Consider the following 14,948-nt stretch of genomic DNA (forward strand, 5'->3'; position numbering starts at 1 on the left):
CCGACCGGCCCCGCACCGGTGAAGGGGGCGTCCGGCCCCGCACCGGTCCCGGACGAGTGAACCGCGTACGAACGAGCAAGTGGAGCACTGTGAAACGCCTGCGCCGGCCGAGTCGGATGCCGATCGACCCGTACATCGTCCTGTTGCTCGGGACAGTGGGCCTCGCGGCGCTGTTCCCGGCGCGCGGCGGGGCCGCCGACGTGACCTCCGGCGCCTCCACGGCGGCGATCGCCTTCCTCTTCTTCCTCTACGGCGCCCGCCTGTCCACCCGTGAGGCACTGGACGGGCTCAAGCACTGGCGACTGCACGTCACCGTCCTGGCCTGCACCTTCGTGCTCTTCCCGCTGCTGGGGCTGGCCGCGCGCGGTCTCGTCCCGGTCGTCCTGACCGACCCGCTCCACCAGGGTCTGCTCTTCCTCACGCTGGTCCCGTCGACCATCCAGTCGTCGATCGCCTTCACCTCGATGGCCCGCGGCAACGTGCCCGCCGCGATCTGCGCCGGGTCCTTCTCCTCCCTGGTCGGCATCGTGATCACCCCGCTGCTGGCCGCCGCGCTGCTCGGCGGCAGCGGGGGCGGGTTCTCCGCGGACTCCCTTGTGGAGATCGTCCTCCAGCTGCTCGTGCCCTTCGTCGCCGGGCAGCTGTTGCGCCGCTGGATCGGCGGGTTCGTCACCCGCCACAAGAAGGTCCTCGGCCACGTCGACCGCGGCTCGATCCTCCTCGTCGTCTACACCGCGTTCAGCGAGGGCATGGTCCAGGGCATCTGGCACCAGGTCAGCCCGGTCCGGCTGGCCGGCCTGCTCGTCGTCGAGGCCGTGCTGCTCGCGGCGATGCTCGCGGTGACCTGGTACGGCGGTAGGGCCTTGCGCTTCGACCGGGAGGACCGGATCGCGATCCAGTTCGCCGGCTCCAAGAAGTCCCTCGCCTCCGGGCTGCCCATGGCGAGCGTGCTGTTCGGCGCGCAGGCGGCCCTCGCCGTGCTGCCGCTGATGCTCTTCCACCAGATGCAGCTGATGGTGTGCGCGGTGATCGCCAAGCGCCGGTCGCGCGATCCGGAGGAGCAGACGCAGACGCGGGAGGAGACGGAGGCGGCCACCGAACAGGCACCGGCCGCCGACCGGCGACGCGCCGCGGTGGACACTGGGGCGCGGTCGCGCTGAGGGGCGCTTGCACCATGAGCGCCTGATCAGGCCGCGTGGCCCGGGCGGGCAGAGTGCAAGGACCCCTCAGACCACGCCGGGCGCCGGGAACCGGGCGGGCGGCGGGTCGCTCACAGCCTCGGGCGGGGCGGGCTCGCTCACGACCTCGGCGCGGGCGGGGCCGCTCACGGCCCGGGACGAGGCGGGGCGGGGCCGCTCACGGCTTGGGGCGGGGTGGTGAGTGCCCGGCCGGGCCGCCGCCGGCGGACGCGCCCTGGTCGCCGAGGCGCTGGCGAGCGAAGGGCTGCGGATGTGGCACCACGTCGTGCTCTGCGCCGTCCGCGACCTCGTGCCCGTCGCCCAGGCCGGCCTCGGCCGCAGCGTCGGCCTCGACCCCAAGGACCTGGTCGGCATCCCCGACGACCTCCAGGCGGCGGGCCTCGCCGTGCGCGAGCCGGACCCCCGGGACCGCCGCGAGAACGCCGTGTCGCTCACCGGCGACGGCGAACGGATGCTGGTGCGCTGCGAGAAGACCGCCCGCAAGGTGAACGACGCGCTGCTCGCCCCGCTGTCCACCGCCGAACGCGACCAGTTCACGGCCCTGTTGATCCGGATTTCCGGTACGGACCGCTGACGGGGGATAACGTTCCGTCATGACCGCACCCCACGCGCTGGATCCCGCGCACACCGCCCTCGTCCTCGTCGACCTGATGGACCGCATCGTCGCGCTGCCCCTGGAACCCCGGTCGGGCACCGACGTCCTGGCGGCGGCCGGGGAACTGGCGGACGCCTTCCGCTCCGCCGGCGCCCCCGTCGTCCTGATCCGCGTCGAACGCCCCGGCGTCGCCGAGCAGCCACCCGGCAGCCACCTCGTGGCGGGACTGTCGAAGGGCGGCGACCTGGAGGTCGTCAAGCAGACGATCGGCGGCTTCCACCGCACCGACCTGGACGACCGTCTGCGCCGCCTCGGTGTCACCACCCTGGTGTTCGGCGGCATCGCGACCAATCTGGGCGTCGAGTCCACCGCCCGCTCCGCCGGCGACCTGGGCTACGAGCTGGTCTTCGTGGAGGACGCGATGGCCGCCCTCACCGGAGCCGAGCACGAGGCGTCCGTACGGCTGGACTTCCCCCGCCTGGGCACGGTCGTGGCAGCGAAGGAGATCGCCTTCGCCGCGGGAGGCCGCCGCCCCTCTCCCACCTCTTCCGGCTGACGCGTCCCCCTCCCGGGCCCTACAGCCGTCTGCCGAGCGGGACGTCGTCCTCCCCGGGCGGCCCACCGTCCTCAGGGCGGCACACCACCGGCTCCCCGGGGCGGCACCACCGTCTTGTCCCGGCGGAAGGCTGTCTCCGGAGGTGGGACGGCTGTCTCCGGGGGCGGGACGGCTGTTTCCGAGGGTGGGACGGCCGTCCGGAAGCCGAGACGGGGCCCCTGCGGCGCAGGGGGCGCTCCCCGCCGGTCGGGGCCCCGCCGCCGTGCCGCGGGCGGTCCGCTCAGCCCTGGGCGGCCGCCGCCCGCAGGGCTATGCGACCCTCACCCGCGTACACGTTCATGGAAGTGCCCCGCAGGAAACCCACCAGCGTCAGCCCGGTCTCCGCGGCCAGGTCCACCGCCAGCGACGACGGCGCCGACACCGCCGCCAGCACCGGGACGCCCGCCATCACGGCCTTCTGCGCCAGCTCGAACGAGGCCCGGCCCGACACCAGCAGGATCGTGCGGGACAGCGGCAGCTCCCCGTTCTGCAGGGCACGCCCGACGAGCTTGTCGACCGCGTTGTGCCGGCCGACGTCCTCCCGCACGTCCAGCAGCCCGCCGTCCTCGGAGAACAGCGCCGCCGCGTGCAGCCCGCCGGTCCGGTCGAACACCCGCTGGGCCGCCCGCAGCCGGTCGGGAAGGCTCGCCAGCAACTCCGGCGCGAGCCGCAGCGGGGGAGTGTCGGCGATCGGCCAGCGCGCCGTGGTGCGGACCGCGTCCAGACTCGCCTTGCCGCACAGGCCGCAGGACGAGGTGGTGTACACGTTCCGCTCCAAGGTGATGTCGGGCATCACCACGTCCGGCGCGGTCTTCACGTCCACCACGTTGTAGGTGTTCGAGCCGTCGACGGTCGCCCCGGCGCAGTAGACGATGTTCTGCAGATCGGATTCCGTAGCCAGTACACCTTCGCTGACCAGGAAACCGGCCGCCAGCGCGAAGTCGTCACCGGGCGTGCGCATGGTGATCGCCAGCGGCTTGCCGTTGAGCCGGATCTCCAGCGGCTCCTCGGCGACGAGCGTGTCCGGCCGGGTGGAGACCGCCCCGTCGCGTATGCGGAGCACCTTGCGTCGCTCGGTGACTCGTCCCATGTCCTGATCAGCCCCGGTTCTGTACGTGCTGGTAGCCGAAGCGGCCCTTGATGCAGAGATTGCCGTGGGTCACCGGGTTGTCGTGCGGCGAGGTGACCTTGACGATCTCATTGTCCTGCACGTGGAGCGTCAGGTCGCAGCCCACTCCGCAGTACGCGCACACCGTGGTCGTCCGCGTCTGCGCCGACTCGTCCCAGGTACCCGCTTCCCGCCGGTCGAACTCCGACCTGAACGACAGCGCCCCCGTGGGGCACACCTCGATGCAGTTCCCGCAGTACACGCACGCCGAGTCGGTCAGCGGCGCGTCGTGCTCGACGGCGATCCGGGCGTCGAAACCGCGGCCCGCCACCGAGATCGCGAAGGTGTTCTGCCACTGTTCGCCACAGGCGTCGACACACTTGTAACAGAGGATGCACTTGTCGTAGTCGCGGACGTACAGCTCGTTGTCGACCCTCGGCTCCTCGTTCAACCGGGCCGCGTCCGTGCCGAAACGGTCCGGTTTCGCCTCGTACTCCTTGATCCACTGAGCGACCCGCGGGGTCGTGGACAGATCGGCCGAGGACGCGAGGAGCTCGAGGACGATCCTGCGGCTGTGCCGGGCGCGCTCGCTGTCGGTGCGCACCCGCATCCCGGGCTCCGCCGCGCGGGAGCAGGCGGGGACCAGCGTGCGCGCCCCCTCGACCTCCACCACGCAGACGCGGCAGGCGTTCTTCGGCATGAGCGTGTCGCCCTCGCAGAGGGTCGGCACGTCCTTCCCGGAGGCCCGGCAGACGTCGTGCCGTGCCGGGTCGGCACCGTCCGGCAGGAGGAGGCACTGCGGCGGATCGCGGACCGTTCCGGTGCGGCGGCCGCCGACGACATCGCCCTGCCAGGGACGCCGGCTGCCCTGGCCGAGGATGTCGTCGCCGAGAAAACCCCGCGCACGCGCACGGTCAACGGCATATTGCATACGATATATCGCTCGCGGGTACTCGCCGCGGACATACAGGAAACCCCGCCGCGCGCCGACCGCATACGCCGCGATCGTCATCGCCTCCACCAGCGCGAACGGATCGCCCTCCATCAGCACCCGGTCGTTGAAGGTGCCCGGCTCGGACTCGTCCGCATTGCACACCCGGTAGTGCGGACGGTCCGGTTGCGACGCCGTGGCCTGCCACTTGCGGCCCGTCGGGAAGGCGGCCCCGCCCCGCCCGACCAGGCCGGAGTCGGTGACCTCGCGGATCACCGCGGCGGGCCCGAGCTCGAAGGCCCGGCGCAACGCCGTGTAGCCGCCGTGCGCCCGGTAGTCGTCCAGGCTCGCCGGATCGACCACCCCCACACGGCGGAGCGGAACAGCGAGGGGTCCCCGGCCTGGGGCACCGCCGCCACCGCCGGCGGCTCCTCGGGCGCCGAGTCGGGGGCGCTCGCGGCGAGCACGGCGTCGGACACGCCGGCCGGCGCCGCCACCGCCGTACGCACCGGGTCGCCGGCCCTGATCGCGAGCGCGGCCGGGGCTCGTTCGCACAGGCCCAGACAGGGGCTGCGTTCCACGTGCACCCCGCTGCCGGGCCCGAGGCGGGACTCGACGCCGGCGCACACGTCGGCGGCCCCGGCGGCCGTGCACGCGAGGTCCGCGCACACGTGCAGCACACTCGCGGGGCGGGGCCGCACCGAGAACATCGCGTAGAAGGTCGCGACGCCGTACGCCTCTGCCGGCGGCACGGTCAGCCGCCGGCACAGGTAGCCGAGGGCGCCCTCGCTGATCCAGCCGATCCGGTCGTTGATCGCGTGCAGCCCCGGCAACAGCAGGTCGCGGCGGTCACGCGCCGCACGGCCGCCGCGGGCCCACCGCAGATCGGCGCCGGAACGGTCGGCCCCCTCCCAGGACGACTCCGCAGGCCCCAACAGGGCGTCGACGGCCGCCCGTTCCACGTCGGTGAGGAAGATGTCCTGGACGACGAGGAAGTCGAGCTCCTTCATCCGCCGCACGGCCTGCTCGCTGTCCGCCTCCGACTGCGCGGGGTTCTCGCCGATGCAGTACACGGCCCGCAGCTCGCCCGACTCCATCGCCTCGAACATCTCCGTCAGGTTCATCCCGTAGTGCGGCTGGATGACGGTGTCCCAGGCCGACTCGAACCTCAGCCGGGCCTCGGCGTCGAGGATGTCCTGGAAGCCGGGCAGACGGTTGAGGATCGCGCCCATGTCCCCGCCGCCCGGCACGTTGTTCTGACCGCGCAGCGGCTGAAGCCCGGAGCCGTAGCGGCCGACGTGGCCGGTCAGCAGGGACAGGTTGATCAGCGCCCGGACGTTGTCGGTGCCGTTGTGGTGCTCGGTGATGCCGAGGGTCCAGCACAGCTGGGCCCGCTCTGCACGGGCGTAGGCGTGTGCCACCTCCCGTATGGCGGCGGCCGGTACACCGGTGACCTTCTCGGCCAGGGAAAGCGTCCACGGCTCCACGAGCTGCCGGTACTCCTCGAAACCCGACGTGGCCCGCTCGACGAACGCCTCGTTGGCGAGACCGGAGTGGATGATCTCGCGGCCCATCGCGTGCGCCATCGGGATGTCCGTACCGACGTTCAGCCCGAGCCAGCCCTCCGCCCACTCGGCGGTCGACGTCCGCCGCGGGTCGACCGCGTACATCCGCGCGCCGTTGTGGATCCCCTTCAGCACGTGCTGGAAGAAGATCGGGTGCGCGAAACGGGCGTTGGAACCCCACATCACGATGACGTCGGTGTGCTCGATCTCCTCGTACGACGACGTCCCGCCGCCGGAGCCGAACGCGGCCGAGAGACCCGCGACGCTGGGGGCGTGACACGTGCGGTTGCAGGAGTCGACGTTGTTGGTGCCCATGACGACCCGCGCGAACTTCTGCGCCACGTAGTTCATCTCGTTGGTCGCGCGGGCGCAGGAGAACATGCCGAACGCGCCGCGGTTGCGCTCCAGGTCCCGGGCCGCCCGGTCCAGCGCCTCCTGCCAACTCGCGGGCCGCAAGGGCTCGTCGCTGGAGTCGCGCACCAGCGGACGGGTGAGCCGGGTGTAGGTCTTCGGTTGCCGTTTCCTCATGCGGCGCTCCTCAGCGCGAGCAGGTCCGAGACGGCGTGCACGGTGCGCAGGGTGGGCACCTCGACGCCGGTGATCTGCGCCAGCTCGACGACGGCCGCGAGCAGCACGTCCAGTTCGAGCGGCTTGCCGCGCTCCAGGTCCTGGAGCGTGGAGGTGCGGTGGTCGCCGACCCGCTCGGCGCCCGCGAGCCGGCGCTCGATGGAGACGCCCACCTCGCAGCCGAGCGCCTCGGCGACCGAGAGCGTCTCGTGCATCATCGTCTCGATGACCTGACGGGTGCCGCCGTGCAGGCACATCTGCCGCATGGTGGCGCGGGCCAGGGCGCTGATCGGGTTGAAGGAGATGTTCCCGAGCAGCTTGAGCCAGATGTCGTTGCGCAGATCGCGCTCCACCGGGCACTTCAGCCCACCCGCCCGCAGGGCGTCACCGAAGGCGACGCAGCGCGGCGACACACTCCGGTCGGGCTCGCCGACGGAGAACCGGGTGCCTTCCAGGTGCCGTACGACACCGGGCCCTTCGAGCTCGGTGGCGGCGTAGACGACGCAGCCGACGGCCCGTTCGGGAGCGAGCACCGCACTGACCGTTCCGTCCCGGGTCCACGCTCTCGACGCGATGGCCGTCGTAGGGGCCGCCAACAGTATGGGGGTTGCGGCAGCAAGAGGCCGCGCAGAGCATCGTGCGACCGCTCGGCGCAGTCCGCATACCGCTCACCGCATACGGTCGACGCGCCGCCTTCTCAACAGCCGGGACCCTTCCTACCGTTGCGGACTCATGAGTCCCCCCATCGCACCGCCCGGCTGGAGCCGCTGGCTGGTCCCCCCGGCCGCCCTCTCCGTCCACCTCTCCATCGGCCAGGCCTACGCCTGGTCCGTCTTCAAACCGCCGCTCGAGTCCGCCCTCGACCTCAGCGGCACCCAGAGCGCGCTGCCCTTCCAGCTCGCCATCGTCATGCTGGGCCTGTCCGCCGCGTTCGGGGGGACCTTCGTCGAGCGCAACGGACCGCGCTGGGCCATGACCGTCGCCCTGATCTGCTTCTCGTCCGGTTTCCTGATCTCCGCGCTCGGCGCCGCCATCGAGCAGTACTGGCTGATCGTCCTCGGCTACGGCTTCGTCGGCGGCATCGGCCTCGGCATCGGCTACATCTCTCCCGTCTCCACCCTGATCAAGTGGTTCCCGGACCGGCCCGGCATGGCCACCGGCATCGCCATCATGGGCTTCGGCGGCGGCGCCCTCATCGCCTCGCCCTGGTCGGCGCAGTCCTTCGGCGCCGACCACTCCGGGATCGCCCTCGCGTTCCTCGTCCACGGGATGTCGTACGCGCTCTTCATGACGCTGGGCGTCCTGCTGGTACGGGTGCCGCGCGCCACCCCGCAGACCGCCGACGGCCGGGACACCGCGACGGGGACACAGGTACAGGTCTCCGCCCGCGACGCGGTGCGCACCCCGCAGTTCTGGTGCCTGTGGGTCGTGCTCTGCATGAACGTGACCGCCGGCATCGGCATCCTGGAGAAGGCCGCCCCGATGATCACGGACTTCTTCGCCGACACCGCGACCCCGGTGTCCGTGACGGCCGCCGCCGGCTTCGTCGCCCTGCTGTCCGCCGCCAACATGGCCGGCCGCATCGGCTGGTCGTCCACCTCGGACCTGATCGGCCGCAAGAACGTCTACCGCGTCTACCTTGGCGTCGGCGCGCTGATGTACGCGCTCATCGCCCTGGGCGGGGACTCCTCCAAGCCCCTGTTCATCCTGTGCGCCCTGGTGATCCTCTCCTTCTACGGCGGCGGCTTCGCGACCATCCCCGCCTACCTCAAGGACCTGTTCGGCACCTACCAGGTCGGCGCCATCCACGGGCGACTGCTCACCGCCTGGTCCACGGCCGGCGTCCTCGGCCCGCTGATCGTGAACTGGATCGCCGACAGGCAGGAGGAGGCCGGCCGGCACGGCTCGTCCCTCTACACCCTGTCCCTGTTCATCATGATCGGACTGCTCGCCGTCGGTTTCGTCGCCAACGAACTCGTCCGCCCCGTCCACCCCCGCCACCACCACGTGCCCGCCCCGGAGGCCGCCGATGTCGCACGACCCCGCCCCCAGCAGCCCGAGTCCGCCTGACCGGCGCCCGCTGATCGCCTTCGCCTGGCTGTGGGTGGGGGCGCCGCTCGTCTACGGGCTGTACGAACTCGTACGGAAGGCGACGCAGCTGTTCACCGGCTAGCACCGGCTGGGTGCCGGACGGTCGCCAGGACGTCCGAGGGCTCGGGGGAAGCCGACAAGCTGCGGGCCCGTTTCCTGTCGCTTGTCGCGCCCCCGTACCCGTCGGTCACTGATCAGACTGGTGGATCCCGCTACCCAAGGCACCGAGGGGGACCACCCGCATGAACGGCTCGCGCATCGCCGCCGTCGGCCACTACCAGCCCGCCAAGGTACTCACCAACGAGGACCTGGCGGGCCTGGTCGACACAAGTGACGAGTGGATCAGGAGCCGGGTGGGCATCAGCACGCGCCACATCGCCGGGCCCGACGAGCCCGTCGACGAACTGGCCGCGCACGCCGCCGCCAAGGCGCTGGCGACGGCCGGGCTCACCCCGGCCGACATCGACCTCGTCCTGGTCGCGACCTCCACCGCCGTGGACCGCTCGCCCAACATGGCCGCCCGCGTCGCCGCCCGCCTCGGCATCCCCTCCCCGGCCGCGATGGACGTCAACGTCGTGTGCGCCGGCTTCACCCACGCACTGGCCACCGCCGACCACACCGTCCGCGCGGGCGCCTCCCGCCGTGCCCTGGTCATCGGCGCCGACAAGATGTCGGAGGTGACCGACTGGAGCGACCGCACCACCTGCGTACTCGTCGGCGACGGGGCGGGGGCCGCCGTCGTGGAGGCCTCGGAAGAGCCGGGCATCGCGCCGGTGCTGTGGGGATCGGTGCCCGAGATGGGCCACGCGGTGCGCATCGAGGGGCAGCCGGCCCGGTTCGCTCAGGAGGGGCAGAGCGTCTACCGCTGGGCGACCACGCGGCTGCCCCCGCTCGCGCGGGAAGCGTGCGAGCGGGCCGGTCTCGTCCCGGAGGACCTCGCCGCCGTCGTCCTGCACCAGGCGAACCTGCGCATCATCGAGCCGCTCGCCCAGAAGATCGGCGCCGTCAACGCCGTGGTCGCCTGCGATGTCACCGAATCGGGCAACACCTCCGCCGCCAGCATCCCGCTCGCCTTCTCCAAGCTGATCGAGCGCGGCGCCGTCTCCACCGGGGATCCGGTGCTGCTCTTCGGCTTCGGCGGCAACCTGTCGTACGCGGGGCAGGTCGTACGCTGCCCGTGACGGCGGCCGGTCGGCGCTGCCACGAGTTTCGTGCGGGCGGAGTTGTGGCCGCGCCGTCGTCTGGCCGTGCGGCCGGGCTCCCTGTGCGGGGCGCAAGTGTGACGCGGTCGACGTCCGCCAGTCGCTGGCTACTGTGGCCCGTAGACTGTAGACGAAAGACAATCGATACTGGCTTTCCGGCTGAAGGCGCCCGGGCGCTGCCCAGGAGGGGGACCGACCGATGTTGTCGACAGGACTGCCGCAGGGGGCGGTGCCCAAGCTCGAACGCCCCGGCCCGCTGCGTGAACGCGTGTACGAGGCGCTGCTCGAACTCATCACCACCCGCGCCCTGCAACCCGGCCAGCACCTCGTCGAGAGCGAGCTCGCCGGCCACCTCGGCGTCTCGCGCCAGCCGGTGCGCGAGGCGCTCCAGCGGCTGAACACCGAGGGCTGGGTCGACCTGAGGCCCGCCCAGGGCGCCTTCGTGCACGAACCCACCGAGGAGGAGGCCGACCAACTCCTCACGGTGCGGACGCTGTTGGAGGCGGAGGCCGCGCGCCTGGCCGCCGCCCACGCCGACCGGGCCGGCATCGACGCCCTGCTCGAGGTACAGGCCCAGGGCAAGCTGGCCGTCGCCAAGGACGACATCGACGCCGCCGTCGCCCTCAACGCCCGGTTCCACGCGAAGATCATGGAACTGGCCGGCAACGCGGTCCTCGCGGAGCTGGCAGCGCAGGTCGACCGTCGGGTCCGCTGGTACTACACGCCCGTCGCCCGGCAACGCGGACACCAGTCCTGGATCGAACACGGGGACCTGATCTCCGCGATCGCCGAAGGCAACGAGCAGCTCGCCACCCAGCTCATGCGTGAGCACACGGAGCACACACGGCGCTCGTACCACGCCCGTCAACGGTCGTAGCCGGCACGGGATCGCGCTTCTCGGAGCCGCTCCGCACGGCCGCCCACCTGGGCCGCCCCGCGGGGCGGCTCCCGCGTTGCGCGCCCACACCGACCCGCGGACCCCTGCCCTCCCGTCGCCCTCCCCGTCTTTGTCCTGAGGGTGGAGAAAGCCTGGGCCAATCCCTGCGTGAATTCTTCCCACTCCCGGCAACCGCTGCTACGTTCCCCTCGAAAGCCCGAACAGCCGGTGGCCTGTCGAGGCGGGGAGGGACTCGTGAGACGCATGACGGCGCGACCCGCGAACGCCCACCAGGCCCGGCTGCTCAAGCTGTTGCGCGACGGTGGCCCCAACTCGCGTGCTCAACTCGGTGACCAGGTCGACCTGTCACGGTCCAAGCTGGCCGTGGAGGTGGACCGGCTGCTGGAGACGGGGCTGGTCGTGGCCGACGGACTCGCCGCCTCACGCGGTGGCCGCCGCTCCCACAACGTCCGCCTCAACCCCGGACTGCGCTTCCTCGGCGTCGACATCGGCGCGACCTCGGTCGACGTCGCCGCCACCAACGCCGAACTGGAAACACTCGGCCACCTCAACCAACCCCTCGACGTACGTGAGGGACCGGTCGCGGTGTTCGAGCAAGTCCTCGCCATGGCAGCGAAGTTGAAGGCGACGGGGCTCGCCGAGGGCTTCGACGGCGCCGGCATCGGCGTCCCCGGCCCGGTCCGTTTCCCCGAGGGAGTGCCGGTCGCGCCCCCGATCATGCCGGGCTGGGACGGCTTCCCCGTACGGGAGGCACTCAGCCAGGAACTCGGCTGCCCGGTCATGGTGGACAACGACGTGAACCTCATGGCCATGGGGGAGCAGCACGCGGGCGTCGCCCGCACCGTCGCCGACTACCTCTGCGTCAAGATCGGCACCGGCATCGGCTGCGGGATCGTCGTCGGCGGCCAGGTCTACCGCGGGACGACGGGCAGTGCCGGCGACATCGGACACATCCAGGCCGTGCCCGACGGCCGTCCCTGTGCCTGCGGCAACCGGGGCTGTCTCGAAGCCCACTTCAGCGGCGCGGCCCTGGCCCGTGACGCGGTGGACGCGGCCCGGCAGGGCCTCTCGGCGGAACTCGCCGCCCGACTGGAGACGAACGGCGGCCTCACCGCCGCCGACGTCGCCGCCGCGGCCGCCGCGGGCGACGCCACCTCCCTCGAGCTGATCCGCGCGGGCGGCAACCGCGTCGGCCAGGTCATCGCCGGACTCGTCTCGTTCTTCAACCCCGGCCTGGTGGTGATCGGGGGCGGGGTGACCGGCCTTGGCCACACCCTGCTCGCCGCCATCCGCACCCAGGTCTACCGCCAGTCGCTGCCCCTGGCGACCGGCAACCTGCCCATCGTCCTGGGCGAGTTGGGCCCCACCGCCGGTGTGATCGGCGGGGCCCGGCTGATCAGCGACCACCTCTTCTCACCCGCCTAGCACCACACCCGCGCACGCCTCACCTCGTTCAGCTCCCGTACTCCGTCACCCCGTACGGATCGTCGTCAGCACAGCGCGCCCTGTCTCGCAGTCTCGTTCGGCCCGGCAGCGTTCCGCCTCGCCTCGCCTCGCCCTGTCCTGCACTGATTTGTCATGTCCTGCCCGGTCTCGTTCCGCCCTGACTCCGGCCCGCACGTTCGCCGAGGGGAACCCACATGGCACCAGAAGCACCGCTGCTCAGCATGTCCGGCATCACCAGGTCGTTCCCCGGCGTCCGGGCCCTGGACGGCGTCGACCTCGACGTCCAGGCCGGTGAGGTGCACTGTCTGCTCGGCCAGAACGGTGCCGGGAAGTCCACCCTCATCAAGGTCCTGGCCGGCGCCCACCAACCCGACTCCGGCACCATCCGCTGGCGCGGGGAGGCGGTCACCCTGCGTTCGCCGATCGCCGCCATGCGCCTCGGCATCGCCACCATCTACCAGGAACTCGACCTGGTCGAGCACCTGTCGGTCGCCGAGAACGTCCACCTCGGCCACGAACCCACGACCGCCGGCTTCGTGGTCCGGAGGAGGACGGAACGCAACGCGACAGCCGATCTCCTGCGCCGACTCGGCCACCCGGAGATCGAACCCGCCGACCTGGTGGGAGAGTTGTCGCCGGCCCGGCAACAGATCGTCTCCATGGCGCGCGCCCTCTCCCACGACGTGCGGCTGATCGTGATGGACGAGCCGTCCGCCGCCCTCGACCCCGACGAGGTCGACAACCTCTTCCGCATCGTCGGCGATCTCACCGCCGACGGGGTCGCCGTCGTTCACATCTCCCACCGGCTCGAGGAGATCCGTCGCATAGGCGACCGCGTGACCGTGCTGAAGGACGGCCGGGCCGTGGCCGGCGGACTGCCCGCGAAGACGACACCGACCCGCGAGGTCGTCGCGCTGATGACGGGACGCAACGTCGAGTACGTCTTTCCCGAGCGGCCCGTGCGGGACGCGGCCGACACTCCGGGAAAACCGCTCCTGGAGGTGCGAGGACTCGCCCGCGACGGCGAGTTCGAACCCCTCGACCTGGAGGTCCGGCCCGGGGAGATCGTGGGACTGGCCGGACTCGTCGGCTCGGGACGCTCCGAGATCCTGGAGACGGTCTACGGAGCCCGCAAACCCACCGCGGGCCAGGTGCTCGTCGACGGACGGCCGTTGCGTGCCGGCAGTGTACGGGCCGCCGTCCGCGCCGGACTCGGCCTCGCCCCCGAGGAACGCAAGACCCAGGCCCTGCTGATGCTGGAGTCCGTCACCCGCAACGTCTCCGTCTCCTCCCTCTCCCGCTTCTCCCGCGCCGGCTGGATCGACCGCGGCGCCGAACACGGCGCGGCCCGAGCCGCGACCCGTGAGCTGTCCCTGCGACCCGACAACCCGTCCGCACTTGTGCGCGCGCTGTCCGGTGGCAACCAGCAGAAGGCCGTTCTGGCGCGATGGCTGTTGCGCGGATGCCGGGTGCTGCTGCTCGACGAGCCCACGCGCGGTGTCGACGTCGGCGCCCGCGCCGAACTGTATGCAGTCGTCCGTCGACTGGCCGCCGAAGGCCTTGGCGTGTTGTTGGTCTCCAGCGAGGTGCCGGAAGTCCTCGGCCTGGCCGACCGTGTGCTGGTGCTCCGCGAAGGCCGCGTCGTGCACACCGCGCCGGCCCGCGAGCTCGACGAACACCGTGTACTCGACCTCGTCATGGAAGGAAGCCCGGCGTCATGACGCAGCACGTGTCCCCGCCCCTGGGCGGCACCGACAAGACGGCCCCGCAGGAACGACTCCCCGCCTGGCGGGGGCTCATGGCCCGCGCCGACGTGCGCACCCTGTCCCTCCTCGGCGTGCTCGCCGCCCTGATCCTCATCGGGGGCATCACCAGACCCGACGAGTTCCTCGACACCCGCAACCTCCAACTCGTCCTCACCCAGGGCTCGGTGATCGGCGTCGTCACCGTCGGGATGACCTTCGTCATCACCTCCGGCGGTATCGACCTCTCCGTCGGCGCGATCGTCGCCCTCGCCTCCGTGTGGGCGACCACCGTCGCCACCCAGGAGTACGGCTTCGGCGGCATTCTCCTCACCGCCGTCCTCGTCGGCCTGGGCTGCGGCCTGGTCAACGGTCTGCTCGTCGCCTACGGCGGCATGGTGCCGTTCATCGCGACGCTCGCCATGCTCGCCTCGGCCCGCGGACTCGCCCTGCAGATCACCGACGGCAGGACACAGATCGTCACCGTCGACGGCATCCTCGACCTCGGCGAGCGTGACGCGTACGTCCTCGGCGTCCCGCCCCTCGTCATGGTGTTCGCGGTCGTGACGGTCGTCGGCTGGCTGATCCTCAACCGCACGACCTTCGGCCGGCGCACCGTCGCCGTCGGCGGCAACGCTGAGGCCGCCCGCCTCGCCGGCATCGACGTACGCCGCCAGCGCCTCCACCTCTACCTGCTGTCCGGACTGTGCTGCGGCATCGCCGCCTTCCTGCTGATCATCCTGTCCGGCTCGGGCCAGAACACCAACGGCAACCTCTACGAACTCGACGCCATCGCGGCCGCGATCATCGGCGGCACCCTGCTCAGCGGGGGTCGCGGCACCATCACCGGCTCCGTGCTCGGCGTCCTGATCTTCACCACGATCACCAACATCTTCGCCCTGAACAACCTGCAGAGCGACGTCCAGCAGATCGCCAAGGGCGCGATCATCGTCGCCGCCGTACTGGTCCAGCGCCGTACCGCGAGCACGACCTGAGGAAAGGGTTCACC

General features: G+C 71.7%; 12 protein-coding genes and 3 pseudogenes. 11 read left to right on the plus strand and 4 right to left on the minus strand.

Annotated elements, in window-relative coordinates:
• Positions 1-116 precede the first annotated feature (116 nt).
• The 3 genes from ACZ4YY_RS05450 to ACZ4YY_RS05460 all read left to right on the plus strand — a co-directional run bounded on the left by ACZ4YY_RS05450 (position 117) and on the right by ACZ4YY_RS05460 (position 2,350).
• Positions 117-1,160: a bile acid:sodium symporter family protein gene (locus tag ACZ4YY_RS05450; protein ID WP_468284072.1), complete on the plus strand. Its 1,044-nt coding sequence runs from the start codon at positions 117-119 to the stop codon at positions 1,158-1,160.
• Between the two features lie 220 nt (positions 1,161-1,380).
• On the plus strand, positions 1,381-1,773 hold the full coding sequence (locus ACZ4YY_RS05455; protein WP_468284074.1) for a MarR family winged helix-turn-helix transcriptional regulator: 393 nt from the start codon (positions 1,381-1,383) through the stop codon (positions 1,771-1,773).
• A gap of 19 nt (positions 1,774-1,792) precedes the next feature.
• Positions 1,793-2,350, plus strand: a complete 558-nt coding sequence (locus ACZ4YY_RS05460; RefSeq protein ID WP_468284075.1) for an isochorismatase family protein — start codon at positions 1,793-1,795, stop codon at positions 2,348-2,350.
• A gap of 280 nt (positions 2,351-2,630) precedes the next feature.
• Here ACZ4YY_RS05460 and fdhD read toward each other — a convergent pair whose 3' ends face one another.
• Positions 2,631-3,479, minus strand: a complete 849-nt coding sequence (gene fdhD / locus ACZ4YY_RS05465; protein ID WP_468284077.1) for a formate dehydrogenase accessory sulfurtransferase FdhD — start codon at positions 3,477-3,479, stop codon at positions 2,631-2,633.
• Between the two features lie 7 nt (positions 3,480-3,486).
• On the minus strand, positions 3,487-4,284 hold the full coding sequence (locus ACZ4YY_RS05470) for a 4Fe-4S dicluster domain-containing protein (RefSeq protein WP_468284366.1): 798 nt from the start codon (positions 4,282-4,284) through the stop codon (positions 3,487-3,489).
• Here ACZ4YY_RS05470 and ACZ4YY_RS05475 point away from each other — a divergent pair.
• Positions 4,255-4,347, plus strand: a pseudogene (locus tag ACZ4YY_RS05475) (complex I 51 kDa subunit family protein); the annotation flags it as partial. The gene ACZ4YY_RS05470 and the pseudogene ACZ4YY_RS05475 overlap by 30 nt on opposite strands.
• Positions 4,348-4,362: 15 nt before the next feature.
• Here the strand turns inward: ACZ4YY_RS05475 and ACZ4YY_RS05480 are convergent.
• Both ACZ4YY_RS05480 and ACZ4YY_RS05485 read right to left on the minus strand, forming a co-directional pair.
• Positions 4,363-6,521, minus strand: a pseudogene (locus ACZ4YY_RS05480) (molybdopterin-dependent oxidoreductase); the annotation flags it as partial.
• Positions 6,518-7,163 (minus strand): annotated as a pseudogene (locus ACZ4YY_RS05485) (2-dehydropantoate 2-reductase); the annotation flags it as partial. The pseudogenes ACZ4YY_RS05485 and ACZ4YY_RS05480, both read right to left, overlap by 4 nt.
• Positions 7,164-7,292: 129 nt before the next feature.
• On the opposite strand from ACZ4YY_RS05485, the gene ACZ4YY_RS05490 reads away from it, so the two are divergent.
• The 7 genes from ACZ4YY_RS05490 (at position 7,293) to ACZ4YY_RS05520 (ending at position 14,934) form a co-directional block, all read left to right on the plus strand.
• Positions 7,293-8,630: an OFA family MFS transporter gene (locus ACZ4YY_RS05490; protein WP_468284079.1), complete on the plus strand. Its 1,338-nt coding sequence runs from the start codon at positions 7,293-7,295 to the stop codon at positions 8,628-8,630.
• Positions 8,590-8,733: an MFS transporter small subunit gene (locus ACZ4YY_RS05495; protein ID WP_468284081.1), complete on the plus strand. Its 144-nt coding sequence runs from the start codon at positions 8,590-8,592 to the stop codon at positions 8,731-8,733. Before ACZ4YY_RS05490 ends, ACZ4YY_RS05495 begins: the two co-directional genes overlap by 41 nt.
• 160 nt (positions 8,734-8,893) lie before the next feature.
• A complete protein-coding gene (locus tag ACZ4YY_RS05500; RefSeq protein WP_468284083.1) occupies positions 8,894-9,832 on the plus strand; it encodes a beta-ketoacyl-ACP synthase III in 939 nt (312 codons plus the stop codon).
• A gap of 220 nt (positions 9,833-10,052) precedes the next feature.
• A complete protein-coding gene (locus tag ACZ4YY_RS05505; RefSeq protein ID WP_468284085.1) occupies positions 10,053-10,730 on the plus strand; it encodes a GntR family transcriptional regulator in 678 nt (225 codons plus the stop codon).
• A gap of 264 nt (positions 10,731-10,994) precedes the next feature.
• A complete protein-coding gene (locus tag ACZ4YY_RS05510) occupies positions 10,995-12,176 on the plus strand; it encodes an ROK family transcriptional regulator (RefSeq protein WP_468284087.1) in 1,182 nt (393 codons plus the stop codon).
• A gap of 215 nt (positions 12,177-12,391) precedes the next feature.
• Positions 12,392-13,918, plus strand: coding sequence for a sugar ABC transporter ATP-binding protein (locus ACZ4YY_RS05515; protein WP_468284089.1), 1,527 nt, complete (start codon positions 12,392-12,394; stop codon positions 13,916-13,918).
• Complete coding sequence (locus ACZ4YY_RS05520; protein ID WP_468284091.1) at positions 13,915-14,934, plus strand: ABC transporter permease; 1,020 nt, start codon at positions 13,915-13,917, stop codon at positions 14,932-14,934. The genes ACZ4YY_RS05515 and ACZ4YY_RS05520 overlap by 4 nt, the downstream gene beginning before the upstream one ends.
• The last annotated feature ends 14 nt before the right edge of the window (positions 14,935-14,948 follow it).

This window comes from Streptomyces sp. NPDC030143, from assembly GCF_055573695.1.

Excerpts from the sequence above, each read along its gene's own strand:
- ACZ4YY_RS05450 (WP_468284072.1), top strand. The coding sequence starts at position 117 with ATGCCGATCGACCCGTACATCGTCCTGTTGCTCGGGACAGTGGGCCTC.
- ACZ4YY_RS05460 (WP_468284075.1), top strand. The coding sequence starts at position 1,793 with ATGACCGCACCCCACGCGCTGGATCCCGCGCACACCGCCCTCGTCCTC.
- fdhD (WP_468284077.1), bottom strand. The coding sequence starts at position 3,479 with ATGGGACGAGTCACCGAGCGACGCAAGGTGCTCCGCATACGCGACGGG.
- ACZ4YY_RS05490 (WP_468284079.1), top strand. The coding sequence starts at position 7,293 with ATGAGTCCCCCCATCGCACCGCCCGGCTGGAGCCGCTGGCTGGTCCCC.
- ACZ4YY_RS05495 (WP_468284081.1), top strand. The coding sequence starts at position 8,590 with ATGTCGCACGACCCCGCCCCCAGCAGCCCGAGTCCGCCTGACCGGCGC.
- ACZ4YY_RS05500 (WP_468284083.1), top strand. The coding sequence starts at position 8,894 with ATGAACGGCTCGCGCATCGCCGCCGTCGGCCACTACCAGCCCGCCAAG.
- ACZ4YY_RS05505 (WP_468284085.1), top strand. The coding sequence starts at position 10,053 with ATGTTGTCGACAGGACTGCCGCAGGGGGCGGTGCCCAAGCTCGAACGC.
- ACZ4YY_RS05510 (WP_468284087.1), top strand. The coding sequence starts at position 10,995 with ATGACGGCGCGACCCGCGAACGCCCACCAGGCCCGGCTGCTCAAGCTG.
- ACZ4YY_RS05515 (WP_468284089.1), top strand. The coding sequence starts at position 12,392 with ATGGCACCAGAAGCACCGCTGCTCAGCATGTCCGGCATCACCAGGTCG.
- ACZ4YY_RS05520 (WP_468284091.1), top strand. The coding sequence starts at position 13,915 with ATGACGCAGCACGTGTCCCCGCCCCTGGGCGGCACCGACAAGACGGCC.